Here is a 19,691-nt window from a genome sequence, read left to right on the forward strand (position 1 = left end):
TAAATTTTTGATAAAAAGACAAAAAACAAAAAATAAAAAATGGAGAGTGAAATTAAATGAAAAAAATTTTTAAGAAAAAGTGGTGGCATAAATCGGTAGTTTATCAAATTTACCCAAAAAGTTTTAATGACACAACTGGAAGTGGACAGGGAGATATAAAAGGAATTACAGAAAAATTGGACTATTTAAAAAAATTAGGAGTGGAAGTGCTATGGCTAACACCGATGTATAAATCTCCACAAAATGATAACGGTTATGACATAAGCGACTATTACAACATAGATGAGAGCTATGGGACAATGGAAGATTTTGAAGAAATGTTAAAAGAGGCTCACAAAAGGGATATAAAAATAGTGATGGACATTGTCGTAAATCATTCTTCAACTGAAAATGAGTGGTTCAAAAAATCTGAAGCAGGGGATCCTGAATACAAGGATTTCTATATTTGGAAAGATGCAGTGGATGGAAAAGAACCGACAAACTGGCAGTCAAAATTTGGTGGAAGTGCTTGGAAGTGGAGTGAAAAAAGAAAACAGTATTATTTGCACTTATTCGATGTAACTCAGGCTGATTTGAACTGGGAAAATGAAAACGTGAGAAAAAAAGTTTATGAAATGATAAAATATTGGCTTAACAAAGGAGTTGACGGATTTAGATTTGATGTGATTAACTTAATTTCAAAAGACCAGAGATTTTTAAATGACGATGGAAGTGACACAAGATTTGTTCCAGATGGAAGAAGATTTTACACAGATGGGCCTAAAATTCACGAATATTTGAAGGAAATTCACAAAGAGGCATTTGGAGAAAATGATTTACTGACTGTTGGAGAAATGTCATCAACGAGTCTTGAAAATTGTGTAAGATATTCAAATCCGCAAGAAAAAGAACTTTCAATGGCTTTTTCGTTCCATCATTTAAAAGTGGATTACCCAAATGGAGAAAAATGGGTAAAAGCACCATTCGATTTTGTAGAACTTAAAAAAATACTTTCAAAATGGCAGATTGGAATGTATGAAGGAAATGGATGGAATGCAACTTTTTGGACTAATCACGATCAGCCAAGAGCTTTATCAAGATTTGGAGATGACAAAAATTTTCACGAAAAATCAGGGAAAATGCTTGCAACAGTACTTCACGGACTCCAGGGGACACCGTACATTTATCAAGGAGAAGAATTCGGAATGACAAATCCATATTTTGATAAAATTGAAAAATATAGGGATGTGGAGTCTAAAAATATGTATAAAATATTGAGAGATAAAGGACTTTCTGAAAAAGAAGTGCTTGACATTTTGATGCAAAAATCAAGAGATAACTCAAGAACGCCAGTTCAATGGGACGATACAAAAAATGCCGGATTTACAAGTGGTACTCCGTGGATTGAAATTCCAGAAAATTATAAGAAGATAAATGCCGAAAGTGCACTAAAAGATAGTAATTCGATATTCTATCACTATCAAAACCTAATTCAGTTAAGAAGAACAGAAGAGCTTTTGATTACAGGAAAATATGAAGATATCGATTTAGAAAATAAAAAAGTTTACGCCTATAAGAGAGTAGGAGAAGATGCGGAATTGGTAATAATTGCCAATTTTTATGACAAAACTACTGAATTCGATGTAAAAGGACTGGATTTGGAAAAAGCCTTTATTTTACTTTCAAATTATGTGGAAAGTCCTGAAATAAATAGGGATAAACTTGTTTTAAAGCCATATGAGGCAATAATTTTTAAAAAGGTAAAATAAGTTTAAAATTGTTTAAATATAAGAAAATTAGAAATCTTGTTGACTTTTAAGAAAAACAAGGTATACTTTTATAGTGAGAAAAATTTAGAGAAAATATTTATTAAATTGAAGGAGGAAAAATGGCTAAAAGTTACGAAGAAATAGCTAAAGAAGTAGTTGAAGCCGTCGGCGGAAGAGAAAATATCCGTTCATTTGCGCATTGTGCGACAAGACTTAGAATAATGGTAAATGACGAAAATAAAATAGATAAAGAAAAAGTCGACAATATCGAAAAGGTAAAAGGAACAATGTTTACTTCAGGACAGTACCAAATTATTTTTGGAACTGGAACGGTAAATAAAGTTTTCGAAGCGGTTCAAGGACTTGGAGGAGTCAGCGAAACATCTGTTTCAGATATGAAGAAAGAAGCGGCTCAGCAAGGTAGCATAATTCAAAGAATTTCAAGAACATTCGGAGATATATTTGTACCAATTATTCCAGTTTTGGTTGCAACTGGTCTGTTTATGGGACTTCGTGGATTACTTACAAATGAAAATTTATTGAAATTATTGGGAATGACACCAGATAGCATAAATCCAAATTTTTTATTGTATACACAAGTATTGACTGATACAGCATTTGTAATATTACCAGCATTAGTTGCTTGGTCTGCATTTAAAGTTTTTGGAGGATCGCCTGTATTAGGAATCGTTTTAGGTTCAATGTTAATAAGCACTTCGTTGCCAAATGCATATCAAGTGGCATCAGGAGATGCACATCCAATAATGTTCTTTAAATTTATCCCAGTAGTTGGATATCAAGGGACAGTTTTACCAGCGCTATTCGTTGGAATGATTGGAGCAAAATTAGAACAAAGATTGAGAAAAGTTGTACCAGATGCATTAGATTTACTAGTTACACCATTTTTAGTATTTTTAATAATGAGCACATTGGGATTATTTATAATAGGACCAGTATTCCATTCACTAGAAACTTATATTTTAAAAGGAACAGAATGGATTTTAGCACTTCCTTTTGGACTTGCAGGAATCGTAATTGGAGGACTTCAACAATTAATAGTTGTTACAGGAGTTCACCATGTATTTAATTTCTTGGAAATTCAATTACTTGCAAAAGATGGGTTTAATAAATTTAATCCATTGTTGTCAGCAGCAGTTGCAGGACAATTTGGAGCAGTTTTGGCAGTTGGAGTTAAAACTAAAGATGTAAAATTAAAAGCATTGGCATTGCCATCAGCGTTATCAGCTGCATTAGGAATTACAGAACCAGCAATTTATGGGGTAAATTTAATTAAAGGAAAAGGGAAACCATTTTTGATGGGACTTGCAGGTGGAGCTACAGGTGGATTTCTAGCTTCAATTTTTGGACTTAAAGCTTCAGGAATGGCTGTAACTGTAATACCAGGAATTTATTATTCTTAAATGCTCAATTACCACTATACCTAATTTCTATAATCGTAGGAGCAGCAGTAAGTTTTACATTGACTTATATGTTTGTAAAATTGGAAAAATAATTAGACAATATAGATTGAAAAGACTATTTCTAAATTTTTAGAAATAGTTTTTTTGAAAAAAGTTTCAAAAGAAAAAAATTTTTTCATATTAATTTTGAAAAATTTTAAAAAAAACTTGCAAAATTTCAAATTTTATAGTATAAAATATTTGTTAATCGAAATATATTTTGAAGATAAGGAGAAAGAATTATGGCAAAAGAAACATTAAATCCGTTTGAAATTGCACAAAAACAGATTAAATCAGCTTGTGATAAATTAAATGCAGATCCAGCTGTGTATGAAATTTTAAAAAATCCTCAGAGAGTGTTGGAAGTATCATTTCCAGTAAAAATGGACGATGGAAGTATTAAAACGTTTACAGGTTACAGATCACAGCACAATAACGCAGTAGGACCTTATAAAGGTGGACTTAGATTTCACCCAGGTGTTACAAGAGATGAAGTAAAAGCTCTGTCTACTTGGATGACATTCAAATGCTCTGTTGCAGGAATCCCTTACGGTGGTGGAAAAGGTGGAATGGCAATAGATCCTAAAGATTACTCAAAAGGTGAATTAGAAAGAATTTCAAAAGGGTTTGCAAAAGCAATTTCACCAGTAATCGGAGAAAAAGTGGATATCCCCGCTCCAGATGTTAACACTAACGGACAAATTATGTCTTGGATGGTTGAGGCTTACGAAGAAAAAGTTGGAAGATCAGCGAAAGGAATTTTCACAGGAAAACCATTAGAATTTGGAGGTTCACTGGCTAGAACTGAAGCTACTGGATACGGAGTTAACTTAAATGCCAAAAAAGCACTTAAAAAATTAGGAATTGATATAAAAGGAGCAACTTACGCAGTTCAGGGATTTGGAAATGTAGGATTTTATACAGCTTATTACGCCCACAAAGACGGAGCAAAAATCGTAGCTTTCTCAAATACCGATGTTGCAATTTACAATGAAAATGGGATCGATATGGAAAAAGTCATCAAAGATTTTGAAGAAAATGGTCGTATCATTGAAAATAAAGGTTATGGAAAAGACATCACAAATGCCGAATTATTGGAATTGGAAGTTGATGTACTTGCACCTTGTGCACTAGAAAATCAAATTACTTCTGAAAATGCGGACAAAGTTAAAGCTAAAATTGTTGCAGAAGGAGCAAACGGACCTACTACTCCAGAAGCTGACGAAATTTTATTCAAAAAAGGAATTACAGTAATTCCTGATATACTTGCAAATTCAGGTGGAGTTGTAGTTTCATATTTTGAATGGGTACAAAACTTGCAAAGCTATTACTGGTCATTTGATGAAGTTCAACAAAAAGAAGATGCGCTATTATCAAAAGCATTTGAAGATGTGTGGGAAATAGCTGATGAATATAAAGTAGATCTAAGAAATGCAGCTTATATGAAGAGTATTGATACAATTTCTAAAGCAATGAAAGTAAGAGGTTGGTACTAAAATCTAGTTTTTATAATTTAATAATAAAAAAGGCTTATTCTTTTGTGATAAGTCTTTTTTTAGAAAAATAAATTTAATTTTTATAAAAAAATTTTGAGAATGAGTGATAATGTTGTATAATAAGCATATCTTATAAAAAAAGGAGGAAAATGAGAGTTTTTGGGAAAATAAAGTTTAAAAATAAAATATTTTTTAAACTGCTTTCTTATTTTGGTTTATCACTTCTTGTGTTTTCAATTGTAGTGGGGATTTTCTTTTATTATGTCTTTCGACAAAATACTATTTTGTTGCATAAAAAGAATTTGGAAGAACGAGCCATAAAAATATCAGAGACTTTGTCGGATATGTGGTTTTCCCCAAGACCTAAGGAGTTTTTAAAAGACGGCGGGGGAAAAATGGAAAAGGAAAAAAGGAAGCTTCCAAAGCCTCCTGATTTTCCAAATGCAATCGGAAATTTAAATAATCAAAATTTTCAAAATGGCAATTCTCCAAAAGTAGAAGAGAGTCCTAAAATAGGTGAAAAGAAAGAAAATAATAAAAATTTACATGAGATTGACGAAGAGCAGGAAAATAGTTTTAGAATTTTTAGAAGTATGAAAATGATTGAAAATATTGCGATGGCAGAAGTGTGGATTTTGGATGCAAAGACAAGAAATATAGTACAGGGAGAAAAGAATCAGTCAATTTCTTATTTTAAACTTCCTCCAAATGCTGAAGATACTATAAAAAAAGCATTGGATGGAAAAGTTACAACTACTGAAAATTTTAATGATTATTTGAGCGAAAATTCGATAACCGTTGCAGTTCCCATAAAGAATGGTACAAAGATTGAAGGGGTGGTTCTCTTGCACTCTCCTATAAAATATTTGTCTCTTTCTTTGAAAAGTGGAACTTACACTCTTGTTCTAAGTATAGTCATCGCGTTGTTTTTGGCAAGTATTGCGGCAATTTGGCTGTCTGCAAGTTTTACAGATCCGCTTAATAAAATAAAAAATACTACTTTGGAACTTGCAAAGGGGAATTATGAAATTAAAACAGACGTGAAACAGAGCGATGAAATAGGGGAATTGGCTAAAAGTATTGATATTCTTGCACTGGAATTGGATAAGAGCTTAAAAGAGCGCAAGAGATTTGAGAGAATGAGACAAGATTTTATAGCAAATGTATCTCATGAGTTAAGAACACCAATAACTGTTATAAGAGGCTCTATAGAGGCCATTTGTGATGGAATTATAACGGATCCTGCTCAGCTTTATGAATATAACCATCAAATTTTGGCAGACAGCATTCATATGCAAGGGTTGATAAATGATTTAATTGATTTGACGAAATTACAAAATTTGGATTTTTCAATAAGAGAAGAAAGAATAAGTCTGAATGACATTATAAATGATGTGGTGAGAAGCATGAAACAAATTTCTGCCAAAAAAAATATAAAAATCAATTTTGAGATGGAAAATCCCAAAGAAAATTATTTATTTCGAGGAGATTATCAAAGAATCAGGCAAATGATAATAATTGTTGTCGATAACGCAATAAAATTTTCAAAAGAAAATCAAAAAATTGATATTCTTTTGAAAACAGTTGGAAATAAATATGAATTAAAAATTGTCGATACAGGAAAAGGGATTAATTCTGAAAATATTGGAGAAATTTTTAATCGCTATCATAAGTCAGACTGTGAAGAAAACAAAAACGGAATGGGACTTGGACTTGCAATAGCAAAAGAAATAGCACAAAGACATAACATTTTAATAAATGTCGAAAGTGAACCAAATGTTAAGACAATATTTACATTTTTTATAAAAAAATTGAAAATTTGAGAATAAAATTAAATATATTATTTGACAAATTTTCAAAAAAAGTATAAAATTGTAATAGATACAATTAAGTTACCAAAATACCTTCATAAATTTAATTAAATAAAAGAATTAATTAATATAAATAAAATTAAGGAGGAAGAATGCACGTAGAGAATGTAGGTGAGTATTTAAAAGGAAATGGTATAAAACCCTCTATCCAAAGAATGAAGATATTTCAATATCTGTTGGATCATCATACACATCCGACAGTTGATGATATTTTTAAAAATTTATCGTCTGAAATGCCGACTTTATCAAAGACTACAGTTTATAATACACTGAATATATTTGTGAAAAATCATATTGTTCAGGAAATTGTAATAGAAGAGAATGAAGTCAGATATGACGTAGTAACCCAAAGTCATGGTCATTTTAAATGTAAAAGTTGTGGAGCAATTTTGGACTTTGATGCGGATTTATCAAAATTTGATTTATCGTCATTAGGTGATGTGGAAGTAGAGGAAATGCATTTTTATCTAAAAGGCATTTGTTCTAAATGTTTAAAAAATAAAAATTAAAATAAAAGATAGGAGAAAATAAATTATGAAATTAAACAACGAATTAAAAGAATTATTAAATGCACAAGTAAATATGGAAATTGAGGCAGCATATCAATATAAAGCGATGTCAGCTTATTTTGAAGGAAGACAATTAGAGGGATTTGCAAAGTGGATGGATGCACAAGTAAAAGAAGAATTGGAACATTCTAAAAAATTCTATGATTATCTTTTAAAAAGAGAAGGAAAAATTGAATATTCTGCGTTAAATAAACCTAAAGCTGATTTTTCTTCAGTAAAAGAAGTATTCGAAGTGGCATTAGCACACGAACAAAAGGTTACAGCATCTATTGAAAATATTTACAAAGTTGCAAGAAATTTGGGTGATTTTGGAGTAGAAAACTTTTTAGATTTCTTTATCGAAGAACAGGAAGAAGAAGAAGAAAGTGTACAAAAAGTAATTGATAAAATCACTTTGTTAAATGTTGACAACAAAAATGTTGAGTTATATTTATTGGATAAAGAAATGGGAGAAAGAAAATAACAAAGAAAGGGTGTGTAAAAATTTTTGTGTAAACCTCTAAATAATATATGGTAAAATAACTGTATAATATTTGGAGGTTTTTGTTATGACTAAAAAGAAAATTGACAACGAAATTTTTAAAACACTGATTGAGGATTACAATATTAAAGATACTAATGATATTAAGGATATGCTTAAGGATTTGCTTTCGGGTACTATCCAAACCATGCTTGAAGCTGAAATTGAGCATGAACTGGGGTATGCTAAACATTCTATGAAAGATAAGACTACTTCTAATGCTAGAAATGGACATTCCAAGAAAACTGTTAGAAGTGAGTATGGCAATCTTGATTTAGATATTCCTAGAGATAGAAATGCTGAGTTTGAGCCTCAAATCATCCCTAAATATCAAAGAGAAATTACTGGCATTGAAGGACAGATTCTTTCTCTTTATGCTAAAGGAATGAGCAATAGAGATATCGAGGACCATCTCAATAATCTTTATGGAATTGATGTTTCGCCATCTATGATCAGTAAAATTACAGATAAAATTATACCTGAAATTAGGGAATGGCAGTCTAGACAGCTTGAGGATGTATACCCAATAGTTTTTATGGATGCTATCCATTACAGCGTAAGAAAAGATGGAGTTGTTGTTAAAAAGGCGGTATATTTAGCTATAGGAATAGATAAGGAAGGGCGAAAGGAGGTCTTAGGATTTTGGATAGGAGAAAATGAATCAAGCAAGTACTGGCTAAATGTTTTAAATGAATTAAAAAACAGAGGAGTTCAGGATATACTAATTATGTCTGTTGATAATTTAAAAGGGTTCAGCGAAGCAATATCTTCGGTGTTCCCTAAGACAGAAATTCAAAAATGTGTGGTTCATCAAATTAGAAACAGCATAAGATACATATCTTACAAAGATGTAAGGGAATTTACATCAGACTTAAAAGAAATGTACAATGCACCAACACTGGAACAGGCAGAGTTTAAACTGGATGAACTAGAAGAAAAATGGGGTAAAAAGTATATGGCAGTAATTAATTCCTGGAGAAGTAACTGGAATGAGTTGACAACATACTTTAAATATGATACAAAGATAAGAAAGCTGATATATACGACAAACCCGATAGAAAGCTTAAACAGACAATTAAGAAAGTATACGAAGACAAAATCACTTTATCCGACAGATGAAGCATTGATGAAGTCAGTATATTTAAGTTTAAAGGAAGCAACAAGGAAATGGACTGGAAGAATACCGGGCTGGGGAGAAATATATTCTCAGTTAAGTATTTATTTTGAAGGAAGGATTTAAAAACAGGATGATAAAAATACCATCCTGTACCATATATTATATTTTGAGTTTACACAAAATTCTGGACACTCTCCAAAGAAAATAACGGTTACTGTTATTTTTTATACTACACTTTTTTAGGTGTAGTTTTTTTTTATTTTTTTATTAAAAAAAAATAAAAAGAACCTCAAAATAAATTTGAGATTCTTTATTATTATTGATATTGTGTCATTAGTCAATATAATCATTAACTTCAACTGGTTCAATGTTCCAAATTTCTTTTGCATATTCTGCAATTGTTCTGTCTGAACTAAATTTACCAGCATTTGCAATATTTTTAAGTGCTTTTTTAGTCCATTCCCTCTTATCTTTAAACGCATTTTGAAGTTTATTTTGAGCTTCCCTGTAAGAGGCAAAATCTTTTAATAAGAAATAAACATCAGGTCTCGAACCGTCTACACCGTATAGTAATGAATTTTGTAATTCTTTGAATATACCTGTATGATTGTCATCATAAGTTCCATCTGCTAACTGGTCAACAACTTTTTTTAGTCCTTCGACATTCATATATTCATCGTAAGGATTGTATTCATTGTTAGCTTGGTAAGCTTCTACTTCTTGAGCTGAAAGTCCAAAGATAAAGGCATTGTCCATTCCAACTTCTTCAACAATTTCTACGTTTGCTCCGTCCATTGTTCCAAGTGTCAATGCACCGTTTAACATAAATTTCATATTTCCAGTTCCTGAAGCTTCTTTACTTGCAGTTGAAATTTGTTCTGACACATCTGCTGCAGGGAATATTTTTTCAGCAAGTGAAACTCTGTAATTTTCTAAGAATACAACTTTAATTTTTCCGTTGATAGATGAGTCATTGTTAATAACTTCCGCAATAGAATTAATTAATTTGATAATTCCTTTGGCTCTTCTGTATCCAGCGGCAGCTTTTGCACCAAAAATGAAAGTTCTAGGTTCTACATCTAAATATGGATTTTCTTTTAATTTATTGTATAGATCCATAATATGTAAAACATTCAAAAGCTGTCTTTTGTATTCGTGTAATCTTTTTACTTGAATATCAAAAATAGAATTTGGATCTACTTCGATACCTGTTGTTTCTTTTATATAATCTGCTAATTTTTGTTTGTTGTTAAATTTAATTTGTGCTACTCTATTTAAGATGTTGTCGTCATCTAAATATTTTTCCAATTTTTTAAGTTCATATAAGTCAGTAATCCATTTATCTCCGATTAATTCTGTAATTAAAGCAGCCAACTCAGGATTTGCTTTTAGAAGCCATCTTCTTTGAGTGATTCCGTTTGTCTTATTTAAGAATTTTTCAGGATATAATTCATTCCACTCTTTTAATTCTGAATTTTTTAGAATTTCTGTATGAAGTGCAGCAACTCCATTTACTTTGTGTGAACCTACGATTGCAAGCCACGCCATTCTAATCTGTCCATTTCCAATGATTGACATCTTGTTAATTCTTTTCCAGTCTCCTGGATATTTTTGTTGTAATTCAAGAAGAAATCTTCTGTTAATTTCTTCAATAATTTGATAAATTCTTGGTAAAAGTGGTTGGAATAAAGGAATATCCCATTTTTCTAGTGCTTCTGATAAAATTGTATGGTTTGTATAAGCAAATACTTTTTTACAGATGTTCCAAGATTCGTCCCAATTTAATTTTTCCACATCTAAGAAAATTCTCATAAGTTCAGGAATTGCAACAACTGGATGTGTATCATTCAATTGAATTGCAATTTTGTCAGCGAATCTTGAGAAATCGTTTCCGTAGATTGATTTATATCTTCTTACAATATCTTGCAATGATGCTGAAGTAAAGAAATATTGCTGTTTTAATCTCAATTGTTTTCCATCTTTTTTAGTGTCATTTGGATAAAGTACCCTTGAAATATCTTCAGCTTCTACCGCTTTTGACGAAGCTTGTAAATAAGTTTGGTCATTGAATAGTTTTAGATCAAATCCTTCAGGCGATCTTGCTTCCCACAATCTTAGTGTGTTTATAGTGTCGTTTCCATATCCGACTACAGGCACATCATAAGGAACTGCGAGAACAGTTTCAGTATTTATCATTTTATAATAGTCTTTTCCATATTCATCTTTATAAACTTCAATTTGTCCTCCAAATTTTACTTTAAACATTCTGTCCATTCTTTTGATTGACCAAGGATCGCCGTATTTTGTCCAATCGTCAGGATATTCCACTTGAAATCCATCTTCAATTTTTTGTTCAAACATTCCGTATTTGTAACGAAGTCCATAACCGTGTCCTGGCAATTTTAAAGTGGCAAGTGAATCTAGAAAGCAGGCTGCAAGTCTACCAAGTCCACCATTTCCAAGTCCAGCATCCATTTCAGAATCTTCTAGTTTATTTATATCTACACCAAATTCTTCCAAAGTTTCTCTAATGATGTCATTGATTCTTAAATTGATCAAATTATTTCCCATAAATCTTCCCATTAAAAATTCAGCGGAAAAGTAATAAGTCTGTTTTACTTGTTTTTTTGCATAAGTTTTTTTTGTGTTGTACCATTTTTCTACAACATAGTCTAAAACTGCACGTGATACAGCATAGTATAACTCATATTCATGAGCTTCCTCAATAGTTTTTCCAAAATCTCTCCTTAATTCTTTGGTAATACTGTTTTTTAATTCAGTTTTATCAATTGTCATTTTTCCTCCTAAAAATCTGTATTTTTTTCACTGTTATTTTACTCTTTTTTTAAAATTTTTACAATTAAAAATTTAATTAAAAGTATAATTTAGAAATAAAGGAAATTATAGTTTTTATAAAATCCCTTTTTGACCGAAAACTTTTGTTAATTTTTCATAAGTTTTTGGTTCAGCTGATACAAGTGGTAATCTCACATCGTCGTTATCTATCATTTTTAAAATTTTCATAGCGGCTTTCACTGTAACGGGATTTCCTTCCAAAAACATATTTTTACTTACATCGTAAAGTTTTGTGTGTAGATCAAAAGCCTTTGCAAAATTTTTGTTTAAAAATGAACTGATTAAATCACTCATTTCTTGCGGCATAATATTTGCAACAACAGATACTACTCCTTTTGCTCCAATTGATAACATTGGTAAAATTAGATGATCTTCGCCTGATAAAATTTCAATTTTATCGCCACACAAATTTTGAATTTTAATCATTTGTTCAAGACTTCCAGTCGCTTCTTTTACAGCTACAATTTCTGGAATTTCGGCTAACCTTGCGATTGTTTCAGGCTCAATATTTGTCCCAGTTCTTCCAGGAACATTGTATAGCATTACAGGAAATTTTGAATCATTTGCAATTTTTTTGTAATGTTCATAAAGTCCACGTTGACTTGGTTTATTATAATAAGGACAAGTGCTAAGTGCAGCATCTGCTCCCAATTCTTTTGCATACTTTGTAAGTTCTATTGCTCTATTTGTGTTATTTGAACCAGCTCCGGCAATAACTTGTATTCTTCCTTTCACTTCTTCCACAACAATTCTAATAACTTTTTCATGCTCAGCAAATGTAAGTGTAGGCGCTTCTCCAGTCGTCCCACAAGGCACAATTCCAGCTGTCCCATTTTCAATGTGATAATTTACTAATTCACGCAATTTATCTTCGTCTAATTCGGTTCCATTATTTTTAAATGGTGTAATTAGAGCTACATAAGATCCTTCAAATTTCATTTTTCTATCCTTTCAATTTTTTTATCTTTTATATTTATAAAATCCTTCGGCAACTTTTTCACTAGGTCCTGTCATAAAAGCGCAGTCGCCTTCTTTATCATATTCTATAACAAGTTGTCCGCCAGGTACTTTTACATTGACCTTGTATTCTGTGTAGCCAAAAATTCTTGCTAAAACAGCAGCGGCAGTAACACCTGTTCCACAGGCAAGAGTTCTTCCAGCTCCTCTTTCCCAAGTGATAACTTCGATGTGAGTTTTGTCATACACTTTTACAAAATTCACATTAACTTTTTTCGGAAATAATTCAGTGTAATTTTCAATTTTTTTCCCAAAAGTGTTAATAATTTCGTCGTTAAATTCATCAACAAAAATTACACAGTGGTCAGTTCCAGTAAAAATATACGAAACTTCAAATTCTTTTCCGTCAATTGTGATTTTTTCTTTTAAAAATCTCTCTTTTTCTGTATTAATTAGTTTATTTACATCAAAAACAGGTTTTCCCATATTCACACGAGCTGTAAAAATATCATTTTCTTCATCATAACTTGTTCTGATGTTTAAATCCCCAGGAACAGTTTTTACTGTAAATTCATTTCCTTCAACTAAATGATTGTTAATTAGATATTGAGAAAAACATCTAATTCCATTTCCACACATAGGCGCCTGACTTCCATCTGAGTTAAAAAAGAACATAAATGGCATATTTGCCACGTATTTTAAAATTATAAGTCCATCCGCACCAATACCGTAATGTCTATCACAAATTTGAGCTGCAAATTCATTGTAGTCAGGAATTCCTTTTTCTATCAAATCTCTTTCATTTACAATGACAAAGTCATTCCCAGCTCCTTGATATTTTTCAAATTTTAACATAATTTAACCTCCATTAATTTCTTAATTTTAATAAATTATTTTAATTATTTTTATAATTTTCTAGAAAATTTTTTAGTATATAATCTGAGATACTTTCTTTTGAAATCCATTCATTTCCTTTTAATTCAAATTTTAATTCAATGTCCATAATTTCTGAGATATTTTTATCATTTTTCATTAATTCTTTTGAATAAGTATCTAAATATTGAGATATTTCAGATTTTATTTTTTCATTTAAAAGTATGTCCAAATCTACTTGACCATTTTTTCCATATTTTTTTAACATATATTCTTTTAATTTATTTAAAGCATCAAGTGCATCTACAAATTTTAATTCAAGAGTTCCATTTGCCTTGTTTTTTGATATATTTGTAATATCATACAATTCAATTTTTGAATTATAGATAATATTTTTTAAGTGTTGTTCTGTAATCATTTCCATCAATATTCTAAATGATTTTTGTTTCTTTTTATCTGCCACTTCCATATCGTTAAATTGTATCATCTCATCAGTTAAAACTGATTTTTTTTTCATCATTTCATTAAATAATTTATTTTTTTCAGTTTCATTAAACTGATTTATTGTTTTATTTATTGCTGATTTTAATTGAGCTTTATCATTAAATTCACTAAAAGATAGAATGTTGACAAACAACAGTAAAAATAATAATAGTTTTTTCAATGCAAAGCCTCCTATAAATCAAATTCTTTAGCAAATAATTTAGCCACTCTTTTTCCCATCACTTCATCGACAATTAGAGAAATACTTATTTCCGAAGTTGAAATTTGGTGAAAACTTATGTCGTTTTCTGCTAAAATTTTGAACATTTTTGAAGCTACGCCTACATTACTTATTAATCCTATTCCTACGATTGAAACTTTTGTAACATAAGGGTTTATTATAAAAGAAGTATTTTCATATTTTGCTTCAATTTTTTCTCCAATTTTTTCAAGCGCCGCCATATCAGTTTTTGGACAAGTAAAGGCAAAGCTTCCGTGATGGCTTGAAACATCGTTTTGACTTATCATATCTACATTTATTCCGCTTTTTTCTGCTTTTTCAAAAATTTCGTAGACATTTTGTGCATTTGTTGGAATTTCTTCCACATTCACCATTATTGTATTTTCGTTTATTGACACTCCCGTGATTACTTTTTGTTCCATGTTTTTATTCTCCTTTATTTTTTCGATTGAAGTTATTATTGTTCCATTTTTTTCACCCAATGATTTTCCTACGTAAATTTCAACGCCATATTTTCCACCTAGTTCAACAGCACGGGGTTCCATCACTCCAGCTCCCAAATAAGCCAATTCCATCATTTCATCGTAAGAAATAAACGGCAATTTTTTTGCATCACTATAAACTCTTGGATCAATTGAATAAATTCCGTCAACATCTGTATAAATTTCACATTTTGCTTTTAAAGCCGCTGCTAGTGCCACTGCTGATGTGTCAGAACCACCACGTCCTAGAGTTGTAACATCTCCTGCTTCATTCACTCCTTGAAATCCAGCTACTACGACAATTTTTCCACTTTTTAAATGTTTTTTTATAATGTTCGCATCAATGTCGACAATTCTGTTTTTCATATAATGTCCGCTTGTTTTGATACCCGCTTGAGCTCCTGTTAACGAAATTGCGTCATATCCCAAAGTTTTTAGAGCAATACTTAAAAGTGAAATTGTCTGCTGTTCCCCTGTTGACATAAGTCTGTCCATTTCTCTTGAATCTGGATTTTCTGTTATTTCGAAAGCTAATTTAATTAATGCGTCAGTTGTCTTTCCCATCGCAGAAACTACGACAACAACATCGTTTCCAGCGTCTTTTACATTTCCTAAATATTTAGCAATGTTCATAATTTTTTCTGTTGTGGCAACCGAAGTACCACCATATTTATGCACAATAATCACAATAAATACACCTTCCTTTTTTATTTTTTAATTTTTATTATAATTCAAAAATTTCATCATTTTTTATCAAATCTTCATAGTTTTCTCTTCTAACTGCCACTTTAGCTTTCCCATCTTTTACAAATACAACTGCTGGTGTTACCATTCTGTTATAGTGGCTTGACATTGTGTAGCAGTATGCTCCAGTTGTCCCAACTGCCACTATATCTCCAATTTTAGTTGATTTTGGCAATTTTCCCTTGTTTATGATAATATCTCCCGATTCGCATAGTTTTCCAGCAAGTGTGATTTCTCTTGTGTCAGTGTCATTTGGATTATTTACAACACAGGCTTCGTATTCAGCTTGATAAAGTGCAGTTCTTATATTATCTGACATTCCTCCGTCGATGAACACATAAGTTTTTCCACCGACAGTTTCTTTTATTCCACCGACTTCGTAAAGAGTAGTTCCCGCATTTCCGACAATACTTCTTCCTGGCTCGATACAAAGTTCTTTAAATCCAATTTGGTATTTAATTTCCATCGCTTCTGTGTAGGTGATTATTTCAGATAGCACGTCTTCAATAGGTTTAGGGTCATCTTCCTCTTTGTAGTAAACTCCAAATCCACCACCCATATTTACAGTATGTATGATTATTCCCAATTCTTTTTTTAATTTATCCAAATATTTGAAAATTTCTTCCAATGCAAAAATAAAAAATTTCGATTGAAAAATTTGTGAACCAATGTGAGTGTGAAATCCTTTAAAATCAATATAGGGACTATCGTTTAATCTTTTTACAATATCAATTAAATTTTCTTGAAATAATGAAATTCCAAATTTTGAAGTAAGTCCAGAAGTTTTGATGTAATGGTGCGTATGAGCTTCGATTCCAGGATCAATTCTCAGTAAAACCGCCTGTTTTTTTCCTTTTTCTAGACAAACTTTTTCAATTTTAGAAATTTCATCTTCATTATCTACAACAATTGTGTCAATTCCATATTCAACAGCCATTTCAATCTCATTTATAAGTTTGTTGTTTCCGTGCAAATGCACTCGTTTCATTGGAAATCCAGCTTTGTAGGCAGTATATAATTCTCCACCTGAAACAACATCTAAATCCAGTCCCTTTGATTCAACTAGCTTAATCATTCCAGTCGTAAGAAATGCCTTTCCAGCGTAAGCTATTCTCGTTTTAAATCTTGTTGAATGAAAAGCGTGTTTCATTTTGTCAATAGTAGTTTCAATAAGTTCCTGATCCATCACATAAAGAGGTGTTTTAAACTCTTTTGCAAGGTTTAATGCGTCAACTCCGCCGATGGACAAGTTTCCTTTTTCGTTAATTTTTGAAGTTCCAAATAGTTTCATTTAATTATTACCCTTTCATATTTATTTAATTTTTTTATTTTACTCAGCATTCATCTAATAATAAATTTGAAAAAATTAATAATTAAAAATGCTGATAATAGCATATCAGCATATAAAACATACATTTATCTTTAACCTTTAATTTTAAATAATGAATTATATCTGACAGCTCCCCATTATCTTTGTGATAATGACAGTTCTACGGATATTCTCCACAGCCCCAGTATCAAAGCTGGTCAAACTTTGTACTTCGGCAATTATTCCTTTCAATTTATTTCATCAAATTGACCATTCTCCGTAAATTTACTTATAATAATTGCACCTCTATCTTTTTTATATTTATTATTATAACTAATTTTTTAAGTTTTGTAAAGAATTTTTACACAGTTAATAATTCTTTTTCTTTTGCAGCAAGAGCTGTGTCAATTGCAGCAATAAATTTATCTGTTGTTTTTTGAACTTTTTCTTCACTTGATTTTAGTTCATCTTCTGTAATTTCACTATCTTTTTCAAGTTTTCTTAATTTATTGTTGACGTCTTTTCTTATGTTTCTTATGGCAACTTTTCCTTCTTCAGCTTCTTTTTTTACCATTTTTACATATTCTTTTCTTCTATCTTCGGTTAATTCAGGCACTACTAATCTTATGATATTTCCGTCGTTTGAAGGATTAAATCCTAAATTTGCCTGTAAAATTGTTTTTTCAATGGTTTTTATTAGTGATTTGTCCCATGGATCGATTACTAAAAGTCTTGCTTCTGGAGCTGAAATTGTCCCAACTTGATTAAGAGGAGTTGGTGCACCATAGGCTTCAACTGTAACACCGTCAAGCATAGATACATTCGCTCTACCTGCTCTTGTGTGAGAAAATCTTTCTTTTGTACTTTCAACTGATTTTGACATTTTTTCTTCAACTTCTTTTAAAATTGTATTTAGCATTTTTTTACCACCTTTTTATTTATTTTTTTACTGTTGTTCCGATAGTTTCCCCTTGCGCCATCTTTAAAATATTACCTTCTTGAAGTGCGTTAAAAACTACGATTGGCATTTGATTTTCCCTACAAAGAGAAAGTGCGGCCGTGTCCATCACACCTAAATTTTTTGAAATTGCTTCGTCAAATGAAACTGTGTCATATTTAACGGCATCGTCAAATTTCATAGGGTCTTTATCATAAATACCATCAACTTTTGTACCTTTAGCAAGTACGTCGGCCTGTATTTCCACAGCTCTTAGTGCTCCCGATGAATCTGTCGTAAAATAAGGGTTACTTGTCCCTCCCGCAAAAATTACAACTCTTCCTTTTTCCAAATGTCTTATAGCTTTTCTTCTGATAAAAGGCTCAGCCACCTGTGGCATTTGAAGTGCAGTCATAACACGAGTTGGCACTCCCAAATTTTCTATTGCATTCTGAAGTGCAAGTCCATTCATGATAGTGGCAAGCATTCCCATTGTATCACCTGTAACTCTGTCAAAACCTTTCTCCATTCCACTTATTCCACGAAAAATGTTTCCACCACCAATTACGATAGCTATTTCTACACCTTTTTCATGGACTTCTTTAATTTGTTTTGCAAAGCTTTCTAAAACTTCGTTTGAAAATCCAAACTCCTTGTTTCCTGCAAGTGCTTCACCACTTAATTTTAAAAGTATTCTTTTATATTTTAACACAAAATTCAACCCTTTCGTAAACTTTTTTAAAAAAAGGGGATTTTATCCCCTTAGAATAATTAAATGATTATTGTCCTAATTGTGCTGCTACTTCTGCGGCAAAATCTACTTCTTCTTTTTCAATTCCTTCTCCAACTTTAAATCTGTCAAATGAAATAATTGTGTTTGGAGCGATAAATTTTTCAACAGTAACTTTGTCATCTCTTACATATTTTTGTTGAATTAGACAATTTTCTTCGTAGAATTTTCTCATTTTACCTTCCAATATTTTTTCAATTATATTTGCAGGTTTTCCTTCAGCTGTCAATTGATGTCTTGCAATCTCTTTTTCTCTATCCAAGTCAGCAGTTGTAACTTGTGATTTGTCTAAGTATTTAGGGTCCATTGCAGCCACGTGCATAGCGACACCTTTTGCTTTTTCAATATTTTCGTCAGTTGCTTCACCATTTACATTTAATAAAACTCCAATTTTTCCGCCCAAATGAATATAAGTTTCGACAAATCCAGTAGTTGAAACTAATTTTAATCTTCTAATATTCATATTTTCACCAATTTTAGCGATTAATTCTGTCAAGTGAGTTTCAACAGTTTTTCCTTCAACTTCAAAAGCCTTTAATTCATCTTCACTTGTCAAGTCGTGATTTAAAGTCAATGCTACTAATTTTTCTCCAAAAGATTTGAATTCATCATTTTTAGCAACAAAGTCAGTTTCAGAGTTAATTTCTAGAATAGCTCCTTTTTTTCTATCTTCAGAAACTGCTGCGAAGACCAACCCTTCAGCTGCAACTCTTCCAGATTTTTTAGCCGCTTTTGCAATTCCCTTTTCTCTTAACCAGTCAATTGCTTTTTCAATATCTCCGTCAGTTTCTCCTAGTGCTTTTTTACAGTCAAGCATTCCTGCTCCAGTTCTTTCTCTTAATTCTTTAATAAGTGCTGTTGTAATTGCCACTTTTAATTCCTCCTATTTATTATTATCAGTTCTTTTTAATTCGGTAAAAAAATATTTGTTTTGATTATGATTAATATTCACCTGGATTGTCATTTAAAATTAAAGCGCAGACAATATATGCCAGTATTCCAGTTCCAAATCCAAATGCAAAAATAACCCAGATCACTCTTATAACATTTGAATCAATATTAAGGTATTCCGCTATTCCTCCACAAACTCCTGCTATTTTTCTATCTTTTACTGATTTGTATAATTTTTTTTCCATAATATTTCCTCCTAAAATACACATTTTTTTGTAAATTATTTAACTAAAGAAACAAAGTAAATCTTTTTTAAAAAGTTAAATAATTTTGTATTTTGGCGTATC

General features: G+C 31.1%; 17 protein-coding genes and 1 riboswitch. Of the genes, 7 read left to right on the forward strand and 10 right to left on the reverse strand.

The genetic code is table 11. From position 1 onward, the window contains the following. Nucleotides 1–56: 56 nt before the first annotated feature. From treC to AXF11_RS07190, 7 genes are all read left to right on the forward strand, one after another. Nucleotides 57–1,748, forward strand: a complete 1,692-nt coding sequence (gene treC, locus AXF11_RS07160) for an alpha,alpha-phosphotrehalase (protein ID WP_068156443.1) — start codon at nt 57–59, stop codon at nt 1,746–1,748. A 119-nt stretch (nt 1,749–1,867) separates the two neighbouring features. Continuing rightward, a complete protein-coding gene (locus AXF11_RS07165) occupies nt 1,868–3,169 on the forward strand; it encodes a sucrose-specific PTS transporter subunit IIBC (RefSeq protein ID WP_231724669.1) in 1,302 nt (433 codons plus the stop codon). 281 nt (nt 3,170–3,450) lie between these two features. Further along, nucleotides 3,451–4,704 (forward strand): Glu/Leu/Phe/Val family dehydrogenase, encoded by a 1,254-nt coding sequence (locus AXF11_RS07170; RefSeq protein ID WP_068156445.1) that lies wholly within the window; start codon nt 3,451–3,453, stop codon nt 4,702–4,704. A gap of 149 nt (nt 4,705–4,853) precedes the next feature. Further along, complete coding sequence (locus AXF11_RS07175; protein ID WP_068156449.1) at nt 4,854–6,527, forward strand: sensor histidine kinase; 1,674 nt, start codon at nt 4,854–4,856, stop codon at nt 6,525–6,527. Nucleotides 6,528–6,667: 140 nt separating this feature from the next. Continuing rightward, nucleotides 6,668–7,084: a Fur family transcriptional regulator gene (locus AXF11_RS07180; protein ID WP_068156452.1), complete on the forward strand. Its 417-nt coding sequence runs from the start codon at nt 6,668–6,670 to the stop codon at nt 7,082–7,084. A gap of 25 nt (nt 7,085–7,109) precedes the next feature. Continuing rightward, nucleotides 7,110–7,607 (forward strand): ferritin, encoded by a 498-nt coding sequence (locus AXF11_RS07185; protein ID WP_068156456.1) that lies wholly within the window; start codon nt 7,110–7,112, stop codon nt 7,605–7,607. A gap of 85 nt (nt 7,608–7,692) precedes the next feature. Next, the gene (locus tag AXF11_RS07190) at nt 7,693–8,904 is read left to right on the forward strand and encodes an IS256 family transposase (RefSeq protein ID WP_068153993.1); all 1,212 of its coding nucleotides are present in this window, start codon (nt 7,693–7,695) and stop codon (nt 8,902–8,904) included. Between the two features lie 210 nt (nt 8,905–9,114). Here the strand turns inward: AXF11_RS07190 and AXF11_RS07195 are convergent, their stop codons facing one another. From AXF11_RS07195 to AXF11_RS07240, 10 genes are all read right to left on the reverse strand, one after another. Beyond that, nucleotides 9,115–11,577, reverse strand: coding sequence for a glycogen/starch/alpha-glucan phosphorylase (locus tag AXF11_RS07195; RefSeq protein WP_068156460.1), 2,463 nt, complete (start codon nt 11,575–11,577; stop codon nt 9,115–9,117). A gap of 114 nt (nt 11,578–11,691) precedes the next feature. Next, nucleotides 11,692–12,576, reverse strand: coding sequence for a 4-hydroxy-tetrahydrodipicolinate synthase (gene dapA / locus AXF11_RS07200; RefSeq protein WP_068156464.1), 885 nt, complete (start codon nt 12,574–12,576; stop codon nt 11,692–11,694). A gap of 21 nt (nt 12,577–12,597) precedes the next feature. Then, nucleotides 12,598–13,449 carry a diaminopimelate epimerase gene (gene dapF, locus AXF11_RS07205; RefSeq protein WP_068156468.1) on the reverse strand — a complete coding sequence of 284 codons (852 nt, stop codon included), beginning with the start codon at nt 13,447–13,449 and terminating at the stop codon, nt 12,598–12,600. Nucleotides 13,450–13,489: 40 nt separating this feature from the next. Then, complete coding sequence (locus AXF11_RS07210; RefSeq protein ID WP_068156470.1) at nt 13,490–14,131, reverse strand: hypothetical protein; 642 nt, start codon at nt 14,129–14,131, stop codon at nt 13,490–13,492. Nucleotides 14,132–14,142: 11 nt separating this feature from the next. Then, nucleotides 14,143–15,360: an aspartate kinase gene (locus tag AXF11_RS07215; protein ID WP_082729395.1), complete on the reverse strand. Its 1,218-nt coding sequence runs from the start codon at nt 15,358–15,360 to the stop codon at nt 14,143–14,145. Nucleotides 15,361–15,397: 37 nt separating this feature from the next. Further along, entirely contained in the window at nt 15,398–16,708 is a 1,311-nt protein-coding gene (gene lysA / locus AXF11_RS07220; protein WP_068156473.1) for a diaminopimelate decarboxylase, read from the reverse strand. A 158-nt stretch (nt 16,709–16,866) separates the two neighbouring features. Next, nucleotides 16,867–17,043: riboswitch (Lysine riboswitch) on the reverse strand. A 44-nt stretch (nt 17,044–17,087) separates the two neighbouring features. Next, on the reverse strand, nt 17,088–17,645 hold the full coding sequence (gene frr, locus AXF11_RS07225) for a ribosome recycling factor (protein ID WP_068156474.1): 558 nt from the start codon (nt 17,643–17,645) through the stop codon (nt 17,088–17,090). A gap of 19 nt (nt 17,646–17,664) precedes the next feature. Beyond that, entirely contained in the window at nt 17,665–18,375 is a 711-nt protein-coding gene (gene pyrH / locus AXF11_RS07230) for a UMP kinase (RefSeq protein WP_068156476.1), read from the reverse strand. Nucleotides 18,376–18,442: 67 nt separating this feature from the next. Further along, complete coding sequence (gene tsf / locus AXF11_RS07235; RefSeq protein WP_082729396.1) at nt 18,443–19,324, reverse strand: translation elongation factor Ts; 882 nt, start codon at nt 19,322–19,324, stop codon at nt 18,443–18,445. A 70-nt stretch (nt 19,325–19,394) separates the two neighbouring features. Further along, on the reverse strand, nt 19,395–19,589 hold the full coding sequence (locus AXF11_RS07240) for a PspC domain-containing protein (RefSeq protein ID WP_068156479.1): 195 nt from the start codon (nt 19,587–19,589) through the stop codon (nt 19,395–19,397). Nucleotides 19,590–19,691 lie beyond the last annotated feature (102 nt).

Origin of the sequence: Leptotrichia sp. oral taxon 847 (genome assembly GCF_001553645.1) — a bacterium.
GTDB lineage: Bacteria > Fusobacteriota > Fusobacteriia > Fusobacteriales > Leptotrichiaceae > Leptotrichia.